The organism is Amycolatopsis sp. NBC_00348 (assembly GCF_036114655.1).
Taxonomy (GTDB): domain Bacteria; phylum Actinomycetota; class Actinomycetes; order Mycobacteriales; family Pseudonocardiaceae; genus Amycolatopsis.
In genome coordinates this window covers 5,132,196-5,146,825 of record NZ_CP107994.1, presented here as the reverse complement: position 1 = coordinate 5,146,825, position 14,630 = coordinate 5,132,196, and the positions used below count along the sequence as shown (strand labels likewise).

Annotated in this window: 13 protein-coding genes; 11 read left to right on the top strand and 2 right to left on the bottom strand. The window is 71.3% G+C overall.

The features are described from left to right. Positions 1-142: 142 nt before the first annotated feature. Together OHS58_RS21830 and OHS58_RS21825 are read right to left on the bottom strand one after the other, a co-directional pair. Positions 143-742 carry an acetoacetate decarboxylase family protein gene (locus tag OHS58_RS21830; RefSeq protein WP_328649648.1) on the bottom strand — a complete coding sequence of 200 codons (600 nt, stop codon included), beginning with the start codon at positions 740-742 and terminating at the stop codon, positions 143-145. Continuing rightward, positions 739-1,569, bottom strand: a complete 831-nt coding sequence (locus OHS58_RS21825; RefSeq protein ID WP_328649647.1) for an enoyl-CoA hydratase-related protein — start codon at positions 1,567-1,569, stop codon at positions 739-741. The genes OHS58_RS21830 and OHS58_RS21825 overlap by 4 nt, the downstream gene beginning before the upstream one ends. 140 nt (positions 1,570-1,709) lie before the next feature. Between OHS58_RS21825 and OHS58_RS21820 the strand changes: the two genes are divergently transcribed. The 11 genes from OHS58_RS21820 (at position 1,710) to OHS58_RS21770 (ending at position 14,507) form a co-directional block, all read left to right on the top strand. Beyond that, on the top strand, positions 1,710-2,534 hold the full coding sequence (locus OHS58_RS21820) for a TIGR03084 family metal-binding protein (RefSeq protein WP_326954644.1): 825 nt from the start codon (positions 1,710-1,712) through the stop codon (positions 2,532-2,534). Continuing rightward, positions 2,531-4,228: an acyclic terpene utilization AtuA family protein gene (locus tag OHS58_RS21815; protein ID WP_328649646.1), complete on the top strand. Its 1,698-nt coding sequence runs from the start codon at positions 2,531-2,533 to the stop codon at positions 4,226-4,228. Before OHS58_RS21820 ends, OHS58_RS21815 begins: the two co-directional genes overlap by 4 nt. Further along, entirely contained in the window at positions 4,225-5,373 is a 1,149-nt protein-coding gene (locus tag OHS58_RS21810) for an acyl-CoA dehydrogenase family protein (protein WP_247049256.1), read from the top strand. Before OHS58_RS21815 ends, OHS58_RS21810 begins: the two co-directional genes overlap by 4 nt. Beyond that, complete coding sequence (locus OHS58_RS21805; protein WP_328649645.1) at positions 5,370-6,968, top strand: acyl-CoA carboxylase subunit beta; 1,599 nt, start codon at positions 5,370-5,372, stop codon at positions 6,966-6,968. The genes OHS58_RS21810 and OHS58_RS21805 overlap by 4 nt, the downstream gene beginning before the upstream one ends. Positions 6,969-6,975: 7 nt before the next feature. Next, positions 6,976-8,940, top strand: coding sequence for an acetyl/propionyl/methylcrotonyl-CoA carboxylase subunit alpha (locus OHS58_RS21800; protein WP_328649644.1), 1,965 nt, complete (start codon positions 6,976-6,978; stop codon positions 8,938-8,940). Beyond that, positions 8,937-10,103, top strand: coding sequence for an acyl-CoA dehydrogenase family protein (locus OHS58_RS21795; protein ID WP_326947936.1), 1,167 nt, complete (start codon positions 8,937-8,939; stop codon positions 10,101-10,103). Before OHS58_RS21800 ends, OHS58_RS21795 begins: the two co-directional genes overlap by 4 nt. A 10-nt stretch (positions 10,104-10,113) precedes the next feature. Continuing rightward, the gene (locus OHS58_RS21790; protein ID WP_328649643.1) at positions 10,114-10,947 is read left to right on the top strand and encodes an SDR family oxidoreductase; all 834 of its coding nucleotides are present in this window, start codon (positions 10,114-10,116) and stop codon (positions 10,945-10,947) included. 3 nt (positions 10,948-10,950) lie between these two features. Further along, the gene (locus OHS58_RS21785; RefSeq protein ID WP_247049261.1) at positions 10,951-11,553 is read left to right on the top strand and encodes a TetR/AcrR family transcriptional regulator; all 603 of its coding nucleotides are present in this window, start codon (positions 10,951-10,953) and stop codon (positions 11,551-11,553) included. Between the two features lie 182 nt (positions 11,554-11,735). Next, positions 11,736-11,993 (top strand): hypothetical protein, encoded by a 258-nt coding sequence (locus OHS58_RS21780; protein WP_326947938.1) that lies wholly within the window; start codon positions 11,736-11,738, stop codon positions 11,991-11,993. A gap of 98 nt (positions 11,994-12,091) precedes the next feature. After that, positions 12,092-13,873 (top strand): murein biosynthesis integral membrane protein MurJ, encoded by a 1,782-nt coding sequence (gene murJ, locus OHS58_RS21775; RefSeq protein WP_328649642.1) that lies wholly within the window; start codon positions 12,092-12,094, stop codon positions 13,871-13,873. A 139-nt stretch (positions 13,874-14,012) separates the two neighbouring features. After that, positions 14,013-14,507, top strand: coding sequence for a hypothetical protein (locus OHS58_RS21770; protein WP_328649641.1), 495 nt, complete (start codon positions 14,013-14,015; stop codon positions 14,505-14,507). Positions 14,508-14,630: the final 123 nt, after the last annotated feature.

Genomic DNA, 14,630 nt, shown 5'->3' with positions numbered 1-14,630 from the left:
CGGAACAGGGAGTTCGGGGGCCGGTTCGAGCCTCGACCGGGGCGGCCTGGAGCGGCCGACACGCCGCTCGGCCGGGCGGAACGCGGGGCGGCGGCCCGGCTGAGCTTGATCGGGTGGCGCGAGAGGGCACGCCGGAAGACGGTCAGGCGCCGAAGCGCAACTCGGACGCGAGGAGTTCGAGGCTCGTCACCGGGCGTCGCGAAGCGAGGTAGCCCAGCGGTCCGCCCGGGTTGAAGCTCCAGTCCGCCGACGCCGGACGCGGGCGGACCTTCGCGCCGACCGGCGTCCGCAGGAGACCGTCACGCTCCTGGACGACGTCGAACGACGTCGGCAGCCGCAACGGCAAGCCGGCGCGGCCCTTGAACGCCGCCGTCGCTATCCAGTCGTCCGCGGTGGCCGCCGTGGCCGTGAAGGTGCGGCCGCTCGTGAAGTCCAGCGTGGCGAGGTCCTTCGGGATCGCCCACAGGTCGCGGCCGCCCTGGAGGGAGACCTCGCTGTCGACCCAGATCTCGGTGATCGAGCACGAGACCCGGCGCCCCTTGACCGCCACCGCCGCCAGCAGCTCGTGGTAGGCGAGCTGGCCGGGTGGCGTGTAGTCGATCCACGCCGTGAACACCGACGCGTGCCCGGCGATCACCAGCGGTTCGGCGGGCACCGCGGGCAGGTCGGCCACCGGGACGCGCCAGATCGAGACGCGCGCGTCCGCGACGAGGTGCCAGGGCTGCGGCGGGTAGGCGGTCATGCGTCCAACCAGGGGAGGTAGTCGGGCAGGTCCTTGTCGACGCGCAGGCCCCACGACGGCGGCCGTTTCTGCAGGAACGACATGACGCCTTCGACGGCGTCCGCGTTCGTGCCCAGGCCGCCGATCAGCCGCGAGTCGAGTTCGTGCACCGGGAACGGCGAGTCGGCGCTCGCCATCCGGTAGAGCAGCTGCCGGGTGACCGCGACGGACACCGGCGCGGTGTTCGCGATCAGCTCACGGGCCAGCCTGTACGCCTCGTCGAGCACCGTCCCGGTCGGGAAAACCCGGTGCACCAAGCCTTTCGCGAGGGCCTCCGCCGCGGGGAAGACGCGGCCGCTGATCATCCAGTCGAGCGCGGTGCCCATGCCGACGAGCCGGGGGAGGAACCAGGCCGACGCGCCTTCGGGGTAGATGCCGCGGCGGGTGAAGACGAAACCGAACCGCGAGTCCTCGGAGGCGAGCCGGTAGTCGCAGGGGAGCGTGATCGTGCTGCCTGCGCCGACGGCCGCGCCCTGCAGCGCCGCGATCACCGGCTTGTTCATCGTGAAGATCCGCTTCGAGCAGCGGCCGGCGGGTTCCTGCCAGGCCGCGTCCGGCCCGGTCGCCGGGTCGAAGTCGAACCCGCCCTGGGACAGGTCGGCGCCGACGCAGAAGTCGTTGCCCGCGCCGGTCAGCACCACCACGCGGACGTCCTCGTCGCGGTCGGCGCGGTCCATCGCCGCGCCGAGCTCGTCGGCCATCCGGATCGTGTAGCCGTTGCGCGCCTCGGGGCGGTTCAACGTCACCGTGGCGATCCGGTCCGCGACGGCGTAGGTGGTCTCGGCCATGGCGATGAAACTAAGGCAGACCGACACTACTGGCAAGATGTCAATAGTGTCTCCGCAGCGTCCGGGGTGAAACAATCAGGCGTGCTTGATTTTTATCGAGGCCGGTGCCACGCTGGGCGGCAGTACGCAAGGAGGCGGCGATGGCGGACCTCGGCGTGATCCTCGGGGATCTCGACGCGGAATCACGGACACTCGACGACGTGGTGGCGGACCTGCCCGCGTCCGACTGGGCGCGCGCGACGCCCGCCGAGGGGTGGACCGTCGCGCACCAGATCGCGCACCTGACCTGGACCGACGGGAAGGCCTTGATCGCCACGGCCCATCCGGAGGACTGGCAGGCCGAGGTCGAAAGCCTGCTCACCGTCGGCGAGCACTACGTCGACGAAGCCGCGGCCGAAGGCGCCGACCTGTCGCCCGGGGAGCTGCTCGACCGCTGGCGCGCCGGGCGGGCGCGGCTGGCCGAGGCCCTCGCCGCGGTGCCGGACGGGCAGAAGCTGCCCTGGTACGGCCCGCCGATGAGCGCGGCGTCGATGGTGACCGCGCGGCTGATGGAGACCTGGGCCCACGGCCAGGACGTCTACGACGCGCTCGGCCTGCGCCGCGAGCCCACCGCGCGGCTCTGGCACATCGCCCGCTTCGGCACGCGGACCCGCGACTTCGCCTACCTGCTCAACTCGCTCGCCCCGCCGGCCGAGGAGTTCCGGGTCGAACTGGCCGCGCCGGACGGCACCACCTGGACGTTCGGGCCCGAGGACGCCGAGCAGCGGCTCACCGGCAGCGCCGTGGACTTCTGCCTGGTCGTCACCCAGCGGCGGCACCCGGCCGACACCGACCTCGTGGCGCAGGGCCCCGACGTCGAGGAGTGGCTGACCGTCGCGCAGGCCTTCGCCGGGCCTCCGGGGTCCGGTAGGGAAGCGGGGCAGTTCGCCCCGCCGACGGACTCTTTCCCCCGGAGGCGGCAATGACAGAGTCGGCCTTGAGGATCGGCAACGCGTCCGGGTTCTACGGCGACCGCTTCTCCGCCGTGCGCGAGATGCTCACCGGCGGCCCGTTGGACGTCCTGACCGGCGACTACCTCGCCGAGCTGACCATGCTCATCCTCGGCCGCGACCGGCTGAAGGACGCGAACCGCGGGTACGCCAAGACGTTCCTCCGCCAGATGGAGGAGAACCTCGAACTGGCGAAGGAAAACGGTGTCAAGATCGTCGCCAACGCGGGCGGGCTCAACCCCGCCGGGCTGGCCGGTGCGCTGCGCGAGCTGGCCGACAAGCTCGGCGTCGACGTCAAGATCGCGCACGTCGAAGGCGACGACCTGGTCGCCCGCGCCGACGAGCTGGATCTCGGGAAACCCCTGACCGCCAACGCTTATCTCGGCGCGTGGGGCATCGCGGAGTGCCTGAACGCGGGCGCCGACGTCGTCGTCACCGGGCGCGTCACCGACGCCTCGGTGATCGTCGGGCCGGCCGCCGCGCACTTCGGCTGGGCCCGTGACGACTACGACGCGCTCGCCGGCGCCGTCGCCGCCGGGCACGTCATCGAGTGCGGCGCTCAGGCCACCGGCGGCAACTACGCCTTCTTCACCGAGCACGCCCTCGGCCTGCCGGGCTTCCCGATCGCCGAGATCGAGGCCGACGGCTCCAGCGTGATCACCAAGCACCCGGGCACCGGCGGCGTGGTGACCACCGGCACGGTCACCGCCCAGCTGCTCTACGAGATCACCGGCGCCCGCTACGCCGGCCCGGACGTCACCACGCGGTTCGACACGCTCTCGGTGAGCCAGGACGGACCCGACCGCGTGCGCGTCTCCGGCGTGCGCGGCGAGGCGCCGCCGCCGACGCTGAAGGTCGCGCTCAACACCCTCGGCGGGTTCCGCAACGAGACGACGTTCGTCCTCACCGGACTCGACATCGACGCGAAAGCCGCGTTGGTGAAGGAACAGCTCGAAGGCGCGCTGAAGGACCGGCCGCCCGCCGACGTCAAGTGGACGCTGGCGCGGACCGACCACGTCGACGCCGACACCGAGCAGACCGCGAGCGCGTTGCTGCACGTCGCCGTCAAGGACGCGGATCCGAAGGTCGCCGGCCGCGCGTTCACGAGCGCCGCGGTCGAACTCGCGCTGGCCAGCTACCCCGGTTTCCACGTCACGGCCCCGCCGTCGGACGCTTCGCCGTACGGCGTCTACACGGCGGCCTACGTGGACGCCGGGAAGGTGCCGCACGTCGCCGTGCTGCCGGACGGGATGCGGGTCGACATCGCGCCTTCGACGTCCACTGTGGAGCTGTCCGATGTGGACGAGCCGGAGCTGCCCGAGCCGCTCGACCACGGGCCGGTGCGGCGGGCGCCGCTCGGCAGCGTCATCGGCGCGCGCAGCGGCGACAAGGGCGGCAACGCCAACCTCGGCGTCTGGGTGCGGTCCGACGACGCCTGGCGGTGGCTGGTGCACCGGCTGACCGTCGCCGAGTTCAAGCTGCTGCTGCCCGAGACCGCCGACCTGCCGGTGACGCGCCACCTGCTGCCGAACCTGCGGGCGATGAACTTCGTCGTCGAAGGCATCCTCGGGCAGGGCGTCGCCTCGCAGGCCCGGTTCGACCCGCAGGCGAAGGCCTTCGGTGAGTGGTTGCGGTCTCGTGAAATCGACGTCCCCGAGGTGCTCCTGTGACCGATCCGTTCCGGACGCCCGAGCGGGCCGAGCTGCGCAAGACCGTGCGCCGGTTCGTCGAGCAGGAGGTCCTGCCGCACCTCGACGACTGGGAGCGCGCCGGCGAGCTGCCGCGCGACCTGCACCGCACGGCCGGCGACCTGGGCCTGCTCGGCGTCGCGTTCCCCGAGGAGATCGGCGGCGGGGACGGCAACTACCTCGACGCGCTCGTCGTCGCCGAGGAGATGCACTACGCCGGCGGGTCCGGCGGGCTGTTCGCGTCGCTGTTCACCTGCGGCATCGCCGTCCCGCACATCGCCGAGGCGAACGACCCGGTGCAGATCGAGCGCTGGGTGCGGCCGACGCTGGCCGGGGACAAGATCGGCTCGCTGGCCGTCACCGAGCCGGACGGCGGCTCCGACGTCGCCGGGATCCGGACCACCGCCGTCCGCGAGGGCGACGAGTACGTCATCAACGGCGCCAAGACCTACATCACCTCCGGCTGCCGCGCCGACTTCGTGACGACCGTCGTGCGCACCGGCGGCGAAGGTGCCCACGGGCTGTCGCTGATCGTCGTCGAACGCGGGACGCCCGGCTTCACCGTCTCGCGCAAGCTCGAGAAGATGGGCTGGCTCTGCTCCGACACCGCCGAACTGTCCTACGTGGACGTCCGGGTGCCGGTCGAGAACCTCGTCGGCGCCGAGAACAGCGGGTTCGCCCAGGTGGCCACCCAGTTCGTCACCGAGCGGCTTTCTCTTGCGGTGCAGGCGTATGCGCACGCGCAGCGCGCGCTCGACCTGACGCTCGACTGGTGCCGGCTGCGCGAGACGTTCGGCCGGCCGCTGATCTCGCGGCAGCTCGTGCAGCACAAGCTGACCGAGATGGCGCGCAAGACCGACGTCGCGCGCACCTACGCCCGGCAGACCGCGATCCGGCACGTGTCGGGCGAAGAGGTCATCGCCGAAGCCTGTTTCGCCAAGAACACCGCCGTCGAGGCCGCCGAATGGGTGGTCAACGAGGCCGTCCAGCTGCACGGCGGGCTCGGCTACATGCGCGAGGCCGAGGTGGAGCGGCACTACCGCGACGTCCGGATCCTCGGCATCGGCGGCGGTACCAACGAGATCCTCACCGGCTTGGCCGCGAAGCGATTGGGATACACCTCATGACCACCCTGAGGTCCACAGTGGACACGCGGGCCGCCGAGTTCGGCGCCAACCGCGAGGCGATGCTGGAGAAGCTCGCCGAGATCGACACCGAGCAGGCCAAGGCCGTGGCCGGCGGCGGCGAGAAGTACGTCGAGCGGCACCGCAAGCGCGGCAAGCTGCTCGCCCGCGAGCGCGTCGAGCTGCTGCTCGACGAGGACTCGTCGTTCCTGGAGCTCTCGCCGCTGGCCGCGTGGGGCAGCGACTACCGCGTCGGCGCGAGTCTCGTCACCGGGATCGGTGTCGTCGAAGGCGTCGAGTGCCTGGTCTCGGCCAGCGACCCGACGGTCAAGGGCGGTGCGAGCAACCCGTGGACGGCCAAGAAGTCCTACCGGGCGGCGGACATCGCCGCGCAGAACCGGCTGCCGACGATCAACCTCGTCGAGTCCGGCGGCGCGGACCTGCCGACGCAGAAGGAGATCTTCATCCCCGGCGGCCGGATCTTCCGCGACATCACGCGCGCCTCGGCCGCGGGCTGCCCGACGGTCGCGCTGGTGTTCGGCAACTCGACCGCCGGCGGCGCGTACCTGCCGGGCATGTCGGACTACGTCGTGATGGTCAAGGAACGCGCGAAGGTGTTCCTCGGCGGCCCGCCGCTGGTCAAGATGGCCACCGGTGAGGAGTCCGACGACGAGTCGCTCGGCGGCGCCGAGATGCACGCGCGGACCTCGGGCCTGGCCGACTACCTGGCCGTCGACGAGCAGGACGCGATCCGCCTGGGCCGCAGCATCGTCAAGCGGCTCAACTGGACCAAGCAGGGGCCGACGCCGAAGCCGGAGTACGCGGAGCCGGTGTACGACGTCGACGACCTGCTCGGCATCGTGCCGGCCGACCTCAAGGTGCCGTTCGACCCGCGCGAGGTGATCGCCCGCGTCGTCGACGGCTCCGACTTCGACGAGTTCAAGCCGCTCTACGGGCCGAGCCTGGTGACGGGCTGGGCGAACATCCACGGCTACCCGGTCGGCGTGCTGGCCAACGCGCAGGGCGTGCTGTTCGGCGAAGAATCGCAGAAGGCCGCGCAGTTCATCCAGCTGGCCAACCAGATCCACACGCCGCTGGTCTTCCTGCACAACACCACCGGCTACATGGTCGGCAAGGAGTACGAGCAGAGCGGCATCATCAAGCACGGCGCGATGATGATCAACGCCGTGTCGAACTCGAAGGTGCCGCACCTGTCCGTCCTCATGGGAGCGTCCTACGGCGCCGGGCACTACGGGATGTGCGGCCGGGCCTACGATCCCCGCTTCCTGTTCGCCTGGCCGAGCGCGAAGTCCGCGGTGATGGGCCCGGCGCAGCTGGCCGGCGTGCTGTCGATCGTGGCCCGCGCGGCCACCGAGGCGCGTGGCCAGGTGTACAGCGAGGAAAACGACAAGGCCATGCGCGCCATGGTGGAAGGCCAGATCGAAGCCGAGTCGATGCCGATGTTCCTCTCCGGCATGCTCTACGACGACGGCATCATCGACCCGCGCGACACCCGCACCGTGCTGGGGCTGAGCCTGTCCGCGATCCACAATGGACCAGTGAAGGGCGCCGAAGGCTTCGGCGTCTTCCGGATGTGAGTGAGCGATGATCCAGAACCTGCTGGTCGCCAACCGCGGCGAGATCGCCCGCCGCGTCTTCCGTAGCTGTCGCGACGCCGGGATCGGCACGGTCGCCGTGTTCTCCGACGCCGATGCCGCCGCGCCCCACACCCTCGAAGCCGACGCGGCCGTCCGACTGCCCGGCAACGCGCCGTCCGAGACGTACCTGCGCGCCGAGCTGCTGGTCAAGGCCGCCGCGGACACCGGCGCCGACGCCGTGCACCCCGGTTACGGCTTCCTGTCCGAGAACGCCGCGTTCGCTCGCGCCGTCCTCGACGCCGGGCTGACCTGGGTCGGGCCGCCGCCGGAGGCCATCGAGACCATGGGCTCCAAAGTGGAGTCGAAGCGGCTGATGGCCGCCGCGGGCGTGCCCGTGCTGTCCGAACTGGACCCGGCTTCGGTGACCGACGCGGATCTTCCGTTGCTGGTCAAGGCGTCCGCCGGGGGTGGTGGCCGCGGGATGCGCGTGGTCCGCTCCCTCGACGAGCTGGCCGAGGCGGTGGAAGGCGCGAGCGCGGAGGCCGCGTCCGCGTTCGGTGACGCGACCGTGTTCTGCGAGCGGTACCTGGAGACCGGGCGGCACATCGAAGTCCAGGTGCTGGCCGATCGGCACGGCACGGTGTGGGCGGTGGGGGAGCGGGAGTGCTCCATCCAGCGCCGGCACCAGAAGGTCGTCGAGGAAGCGCCGTCGCCGTTCGTCGACGACGCCATGCGTGCGGAGCTGTTCGACGCCGCGCGCAAGGCGGCCCAGGCGATCGACTACGTCGGCGCGGGCACCGTCGAATTCCTCGCCGGGCCGGACGGACGCTTCTACTTCCTGGAGATGAACACCCGGCTGCAGGTCGAGCACCCGGTCACCGAGAACGTGACCGGTCTCGATCTGGTGGCCCTGCAGCTGCGCGTCGCCGACGGCGAACGGCTGGCCGCCGACCCGCCGCCGACCGTCGGGCACTCCATCGAGGTCCGGCTCTACGCCGAGGACCCGGCTGAGAACTGGCAGCCGCAGAGCGGCACGCTGCACACCTTCGACGTGCCCGATGTGGACCGTTCCTTCACCCACGGACCGGGGCTGCGGCTGGACTCCGGATTCGTCAGCGGCTCGGTCGTCGGCGTCCACTACGACCCGATGCTGGCCAAGGTGATCACCTGGGCGCCGACCCGCGCCGAGGCCGCGCGACGGCTCGCCAAGGCCCTGGCGGCGGCGAAGATCCACGGCGTCGTCACCAACCGCGACCTGCTCGTCAACATCCTGCGCCACGACGCCTTCCTGGCCGGGGAGACCGACACGGCGTTCTTCGACCGGCACGGCCTCGACACGATCGCCGCGCCACTGGCCACTGTGGACACCGAGCGCCTGTCCGCGTTGGCCGCCGCGCTGGCGGAAGCCGCGACGAACCGGGCGTCGGCGACGACACAGGGGCGGCTGCCGAGTGGCTGGCGCAACGTCCGGTCCGCCGGGCAGCGCAAGGTCTTCTCGGTCGGCGACCACGAGTACGAGGTCGTCTACACGCTCGGCCGGGACGGGCTGCGGGCCGAGGGGTACAACGCGGTGCTGGTCGACGCCGAGCCCGGCCGGGTCGTCCTGGACGTCGCCGGCGTGCGGCGCACCTTCGACGTCGCCCGGCACGACGGCGTGTCCTATGTGGACTCCGCGCTCGGTTCCGTCGCGCTGGTGGCGGCGCCGCGGTTCGCCGACCCGGACGCGGCGCTGGCCGCGGGCTCACTGGTCGCGCCGATGCCGGGCACCGTCGTCCGGCTCGCCGTGCAGGCCGGGGACCCGGTCAAGGCGGGCGATCCGCTGCTCTGGCTCGAAGCGATGAAGATGGAACACCGGATCGCGGCGCCCGCGGACGGCGTGGTGACGGAGCTGCCGGTGACCGTCGGGCAGCAGGTCGAAGTCGGCACAATTCTGGCTGTGGTCGGAGAAGCTGTGGTGGGAGAACAAGCATGAACGCGATGAACTTCATCGAGCCCGAAGAGCGGATCGCGCTCCGGAAGGCCGTCGCCGAGCTGGGCACCAAGTACGGCCACGAGTACTACGCCAAGAAGGCCCGCGCCGGCGAGAAGACCCACGAGCTGTGGGACGAGGCCGGCCGGCTGGGCTACCTCGGCGTCAACATCCCCGAGGAGTACGGCGGCGGGGGCGCGGGCATCGCCGACCTCGCCGCAGTGCTCGAAGAGCTGGCCGCCGCGGGCTCGCCGTTGCTGCTCATGGTCGTCTCGCCGGCGATCTGCGGCACCGTGATCTCCCGCTTCGGCACCGAAGAGCAGAAGAAGCAGTGGCTGCCCGGCATCGCCGACGGCAGCAAGCGGATGGTCTTCGCCATCACCGAGCCGGACGCCGGGTCGAACTCGCACAAGATCACCACCACCGCCAAGCGCGACGGCGACGGCTGGGTCCTCAGTGGACGCAAGGTCTACATCTCCGGCGTCGACGAGGCGGACGCGGTGCTCGTCGTCGGCCGGATGGAGGACTCGAAGACCGGCCGCCTCAAGCCCGCGCTGTTCATCCTGCCGACGGGCACCGCCGGGTTCGAGTACACCGTGATCCCGATGGACATCGTCGCGCCGGAGAACCAGTTCTCGCTGTTCCTCGACGACGTCAAGCTCCCGGCCGAGGCGCTCGTCGGCGAGGAGGACGCGGCGATCGCGCAGCTGTTCGCCGGCCTCAACCCGGAACGCATCATGGGCGCGTCGTTCTCCCTCGGCATCGCCCGGTACGCGCTGGCCAAGGCCGTCTCCTACGCCAACCAGCGGCAGGTCTGGGGCACGCCGATCGGCGCCCACCAGGGGCTCGCGCACCCGCTGTCGGAGATCAAGATCGAGCTGGAACTGGCCAAGCTGATGACCCAGAAGGCCGCTTCGCTCTACGACGCCGGTGACGACTTCGGCGCGGGGGAGTCGGCCAACATGGCCAAGTACGCCGCCGCCGAGGTGGCCATCCGCGCCACCGACCAGGCCGTGCAGACCCACGGCGGCAACGGCCTGGCCACCGAGTACGGCCTCGGCACGCTGGTCACCGCCGTCCGGCTGGGCCGGATCGCCCCGGTCAGCCGCGAGATGGTGCTCAACTTCGTCGGCCAGCACAGCCTCGGCCTGCCCAAGTCCTACTAGGAGGGTCGACATGTCCACATTGGACGGCAAGACGATCATCATGTCGGGCGGCAGCCGCGGCATCGGCGAGGCGATCGCCGTGCGCGCTGCGGCCGACGGCGCCAACGTCGCGCTGCTCGCCAAGACCGCCGAACCGCACCCGAAGCTGCCCGGCACGATCTACACGGCCGCGGAGGCCATCGAGAAGGCCGGCGGGCACGCCCTGCCGATCCTCGGCGACGTCCGCGACGACGACGGGGTCGCGGCCGCGGTGGCGAAGACCGTGGAGCAGTTCGGCGGCATCGACATCGTCGTGAACAACGCCAGCGCGATCGACCTGACGCCGACCGAGCAGGTCAGCATGAAGCGCTACGACCTGATGCAGGACATCAACGCGCGCGGCACGTTCCTGCTGTCCAAGCTGGCCATCCCGCACCTGCGGGCCTCGGCCAACGCGCACATCCTGACGCTGTCGCCGCCGATCAGCCTCGACGAGAAGTGGTTCACCGCCGGCCACCTCGCCTACAGCATCGCGAAGTACTCGATGAGCCTGGTGACCGTCGGTCTCGCCGCGGAACTTCGCGAAGACGGCGTCGCGGTCAACTCGCTCTGGCCGCGCACGACGATCGACACGGCGGCGATCCGCAACGTCGTCGGCGCCGAGCTGGCCGACCGCAGCCGCACGCCGGAGATCATGGCCGACGCCGCGTACGCGATCCTCACCAAGCCGAGCCGCGAGGCGACCGGGAACTTCTTCCTCGACGACGAGGTCCTGCGCGCCGAAGGGGTGACCGACTTCGCGAAGTACCGGATCGGGGGCTCCGAGGACGACCTCCAGCTCGACTTCTGGGTCGATCCGGCGTAGCCGATGCTCCGCGAACCGCAGCAGGAACGCAGCCGCACGACCCGGCGGCGGCTCATCGAGGCCGCGCTCGACAGCTTCGGCGAGCGCGGCTGGCACGGGGTCACGGTCGCCGTGATCGCCGAACGCGCGGGCGTCTCCCGGGGCGCCGCGCAGCACCACTTCCCGACGCGGGAAGACCTGGTCGCGGCGGCGGTGGACCTCCTGGGCGAGGCCCAGATCGACGAACTGCGCGCGCAGGCCGCGGACCTGCCCAGCGGGTCGTCGCGCATCGAGCGGGTCGTCGAGATGGTGCTGAACCTGTACACCGGGCCGCTGTTCCGGGCCGCGTTGCAGCTCTGGGCGGTCGCGGCGACCGACGAGGCGCTCCGGGACGTCCTGGTGCCCCTGGAGGCCCGGGTCGGCCGTGAGGCGCACCGGGTGACCGTCGAGCTGCTGGGCGTCGACGAGTCCCGCCCGGGGGTGCGCGAGCTGGTCCAGGCCACGCTCGACCTCGCCCGCGGCCTGGGCCTGGCCAACCTGCTGACCGACGACACCCGGCGGCGGCGTCAGATCGTCCGCGAGTGGGCGCAGACCCTCGAACTCCGCATGGCTGAAGCCGCGAGCTGACCTGGCGGCACTGACGCACTGGTCCAGGCCACTTTCCGGCCCGTTGACCGCGCTCGAGGCCCGCTCCGCCGACTGGCCGGAACCGCCAAGGTCTAGTAAACGTCCTAGTGCTGTAGCTAACACAATTGGCCCAATGGACGATGACTCGTAGTAGTAGGTTCACGAAGCAGAAAGGCAGTCCGGTGTCCGGTTCAGGAGTCGAGCTCACCCACCGCGCGATGGCGATGCTGAGGGCGGTGGCAGCCGGGCGTGCTGAGATGTCGTGCAGCTGCGAACCGGACCTCTTCGTAGACGGATTCGCCTGTTGCGATCAGATGACCGCGCACGCGCTGGCCCACGGCGGCTACGTGCGTCCCGCCGCGGACGGTGCCGTCGGGCGCGTCGCGGCCGAACTGACCGAGGCCGGCCGGGCCGCGCTGGAGATCACCCTCGCCGCCTGAGCCCCGGAGCCGCCGTCACTGAGCGTCGCGCCGTTCGCTCGCACGTTCGGTGACCACCGCCGTACCCGCTCAGGGCCCTGACCTGGCAGTGTGGTGCCATGGCGGATCAGGACCCCCCGGCCACGAAGCCGGGGGACGAGGAAGCGACGATCTTCCTCCCCAGTGACTTGCGCGGCCACCACTGGCCGACCCGCGACCTCGACGTCTCCCGGCGGCCGTACGACGAGTTCGCCACCCAGATCGTCGCGAGGCCACCCGCGTCGCCGGTGTCGGCCGGTCGCAGCGAAGGGGCCGGCGCCTCGCTGGCCCGCTCGAGCGGGCGGATGGCGATCGCCTCGACCGTCAGCCGGATCACCGGCTTCGTCGCCAAGCTGCTGCTCGCCGCCGTGGTCGGCACCGGGATCGTCAACGACGCCTTCACCGTCGCCAACACCCTGCCGAACATCGTGTTCGAGCTGCTCTTCGGCGGGGTGCTGGCCAGTGTCGTGGTGCCGCTGCTGGTCCGCTCGCAGGACGACGCCGACGGCGGCCGGGCCTACACGCAGCGGCTCCTCTCGATGGCGCTGGTGCTGCTCACCGTCGGGACGGCCGTCGCGGTGGCCATCGCGCCGCTGTTCACCGCGCTCTACGTCGACAAATCGTCAGCGGAGGCCAACCCCGGGCTCACCACCGCGCTGGCCTACCTGCTGCTGCCGCAGATCCTGTTCTACGGCCTGTTCGCGCTGATGTCGGCCATCCTCAACGCCCAGAACGTGTTCGGCCCGCCGGCCTGGGCGCCGGTGCTGAACAACGTCGTCGTCACCGCCACGCTGGTCGTGTTCGCGCTGATGCCGGGGGAGCTGACGCTCAACCCGGTGCGGATGAGCGACCCGAAGCTGCTCGTGCTCGGCTCCGGCACGACGCTCGGCATCGTCGTGCAGGCGCTGGTGCTCATCCCGGCGTTGCTGCGCACCGGCTTCCGGTTCCGCTGGCGCTGGGGCTTCGACCCGCGGATGAAGGAGTTCGGCGGGCTCGCCGCGTGGATCCTCGGGTACGTCGTGGTGAGCCACGTCGGGTTCGTCGTCACGACGCGGGTGCTGACCGGCGGCACCGGCGGCGGCGTCACCGCCTACAGCTACGCGTCGCTGCTCTTCCAGCTGCCGTACGGCATCCTCGGCGTCTCGCTGCTGACCGCGCTGATGCCGCGGATGAGCCGGGCCGCCGCGGACGGCGACACCGCGCGGCTCGTCGGCGACCTTTCGCTCGCTTCCCGCATCTCCACGGTGCTCTTCGTGCCGATCTCCGCCGCGCTGGCCGTCGTCGGCACGCCGATCGGCGTCGCGATCTTCACCTGGGGCCGCGGCACCCTCGACGACGCCGAGCGGCTCGGCCAGACCCTCGCCGTCTCCGCGGTCGGGCTGCTGCCGTACGCGCTGGTGATGCTGCAGCTGCGGGTGTTCTACGCGATGAAGGACGCCCGCACGCCCACGCTGATCATGCTCGTGATGACCGCGGTGAAGATCCCGCTGCTGTTCCTCTGCCGCGGGCTGCTCGACGGTGAGCACATCGTCTACGGCGTCATGCTGGTCAACGGCGCGGGGTTCGTCGTCGGCGCCGTGCTCGGCCAGGTCTGGCTGTGGGTGCGGCTCGGGCACCTGCGCAGCCGCCGCTCGCTGCGGGTCGGGCTCATCACCCTGGGCGTGAGCGGGCTCGGGGTGCTGGCCGCGGTGCTCGCCGGCTACGCCGTGCCGGGCTCGCTCGGCGTGATCCCCGCGGCGTGGGTGAAGCTGCCGATCCAGGGGCTGCTCGGGATCGCGGTGCCGTTCGGCCTCCTGGCGCTGGTGAAGCTGCCCGAGTTCACGCCCGTGACCCGCCGGGTGGCGGGGCTGCTGCGTCGCTGAACTCCTTGTTGACGACTACGGCCGGAATCGCGTTCCGGATGTCTCGAAACGATAACGAGAGGGCCGCGATCAGCACGTTTACAATTCCGGCGCCGGTTCCTAATATCCAGCGGGACCAGCGAAGGGGTGGAGGTCGTTCATGACGCGCAGCGCGCGCAGGCGGCGGGACCGGGTCTCGGTCGACGAACTGCTCCGGCAGGCGGGTGTCCGGCCGCGGAAACCGGGCTCGCGCTCGGCCCGCGTGGCGGCCCGGCGGAACGGCGAGCCGGGCGGCGTGGCGAGCCGGATCGCGCTGGCGTCGGCGGTGACCGTGGTGCTGGGCGGGCTGGTGCTCGCACTGGTGGTGCGGCCCGACCCCGTCCCGGGAACCACGCCGTTCCCGCAGCTGCAGCCGGCCACCGGCACGCCGACGTCGAGCGCGCTCGCGGTGCCCACGCGGACGACCACGCCGTCCCCGGTGGTCATGCAGGCCCAGCGGACGCCGACGCCGTCGCCGACGCCTGCTGTGTCGACGGTGGTGATCCCGCCCCCGACGACCACGGTGCCACCACCAACCACAGTGGACTTGAGCACGCTGAACCCGGGCTACTCGACCTACGGCGGCGGCGACCACCACGGCGGTCACACCCGCTGAGGCCGCAGCGTCCGCCGGCGGCACGCGAACGAAAATTCGTTCCCGCTCAGCGGAACCGAGTTCGGCGGCACTTCCCGCTGAGCGGAAACCCAAGAAACCGCGAAGGCCCTCTCATCGACCCCG

Bases quoted from the DNA above. Each gene is read 5' to 3' on its own strand.
- OHS58_RS21830 (WP_328649648.1), bottom strand. From the start codon at position 742: ATGACCGCCTACCCGCCGCAGCCCTGGCACCTCGTCGCGGACGCGCGC.
- OHS58_RS21825 (WP_328649647.1), bottom strand. From the start codon at position 1,569: ATGGCCGAGACCACCTACGCCGTCGCGGACCGGATCGCCACGGTGACG.
- OHS58_RS21820 (WP_326954644.1), top strand. From the start codon at position 1,710: ATGGCGGACCTCGGCGTGATCCTCGGGGATCTCGACGCGGAATCACGG.
- OHS58_RS21815 (WP_328649646.1), top strand. From the start codon at position 2,531: ATGACAGAGTCGGCCTTGAGGATCGGCAACGCGTCCGGGTTCTACGGC.
- OHS58_RS21805 (WP_328649645.1), top strand. From the start codon at position 5,370: ATGACCACCCTGAGGTCCACAGTGGACACGCGGGCCGCCGAGTTCGGC.
- OHS58_RS21800 (WP_328649644.1), top strand. From the start codon at position 6,976: ATGATCCAGAACCTGCTGGTCGCCAACCGCGGCGAGATCGCCCGCCGC.
- OHS58_RS21795 (WP_326947936.1), top strand. From the start codon at position 8,937: ATGAACGCGATGAACTTCATCGAGCCCGAAGAGCGGATCGCGCTCCGG.
- OHS58_RS21790 (WP_328649643.1), top strand. From the start codon at position 10,114: ATGTCCACATTGGACGGCAAGACGATCATCATGTCGGGCGGCAGCCGC.
- OHS58_RS21785 (WP_247049261.1), top strand. From the start codon at position 10,951: ATGCTCCGCGAACCGCAGCAGGAACGCAGCCGCACGACCCGGCGGCGG.
- murJ (WP_328649642.1), top strand. From the start codon at position 12,092: ATGGCGGATCAGGACCCCCCGGCCACGAAGCCGGGGGACGAGGAAGCG.
- OHS58_RS21770 (WP_328649641.1), top strand. From the start codon at position 14,013: ATGACGCGCAGCGCGCGCAGGCGGCGGGACCGGGTCTCGGTCGACGAA.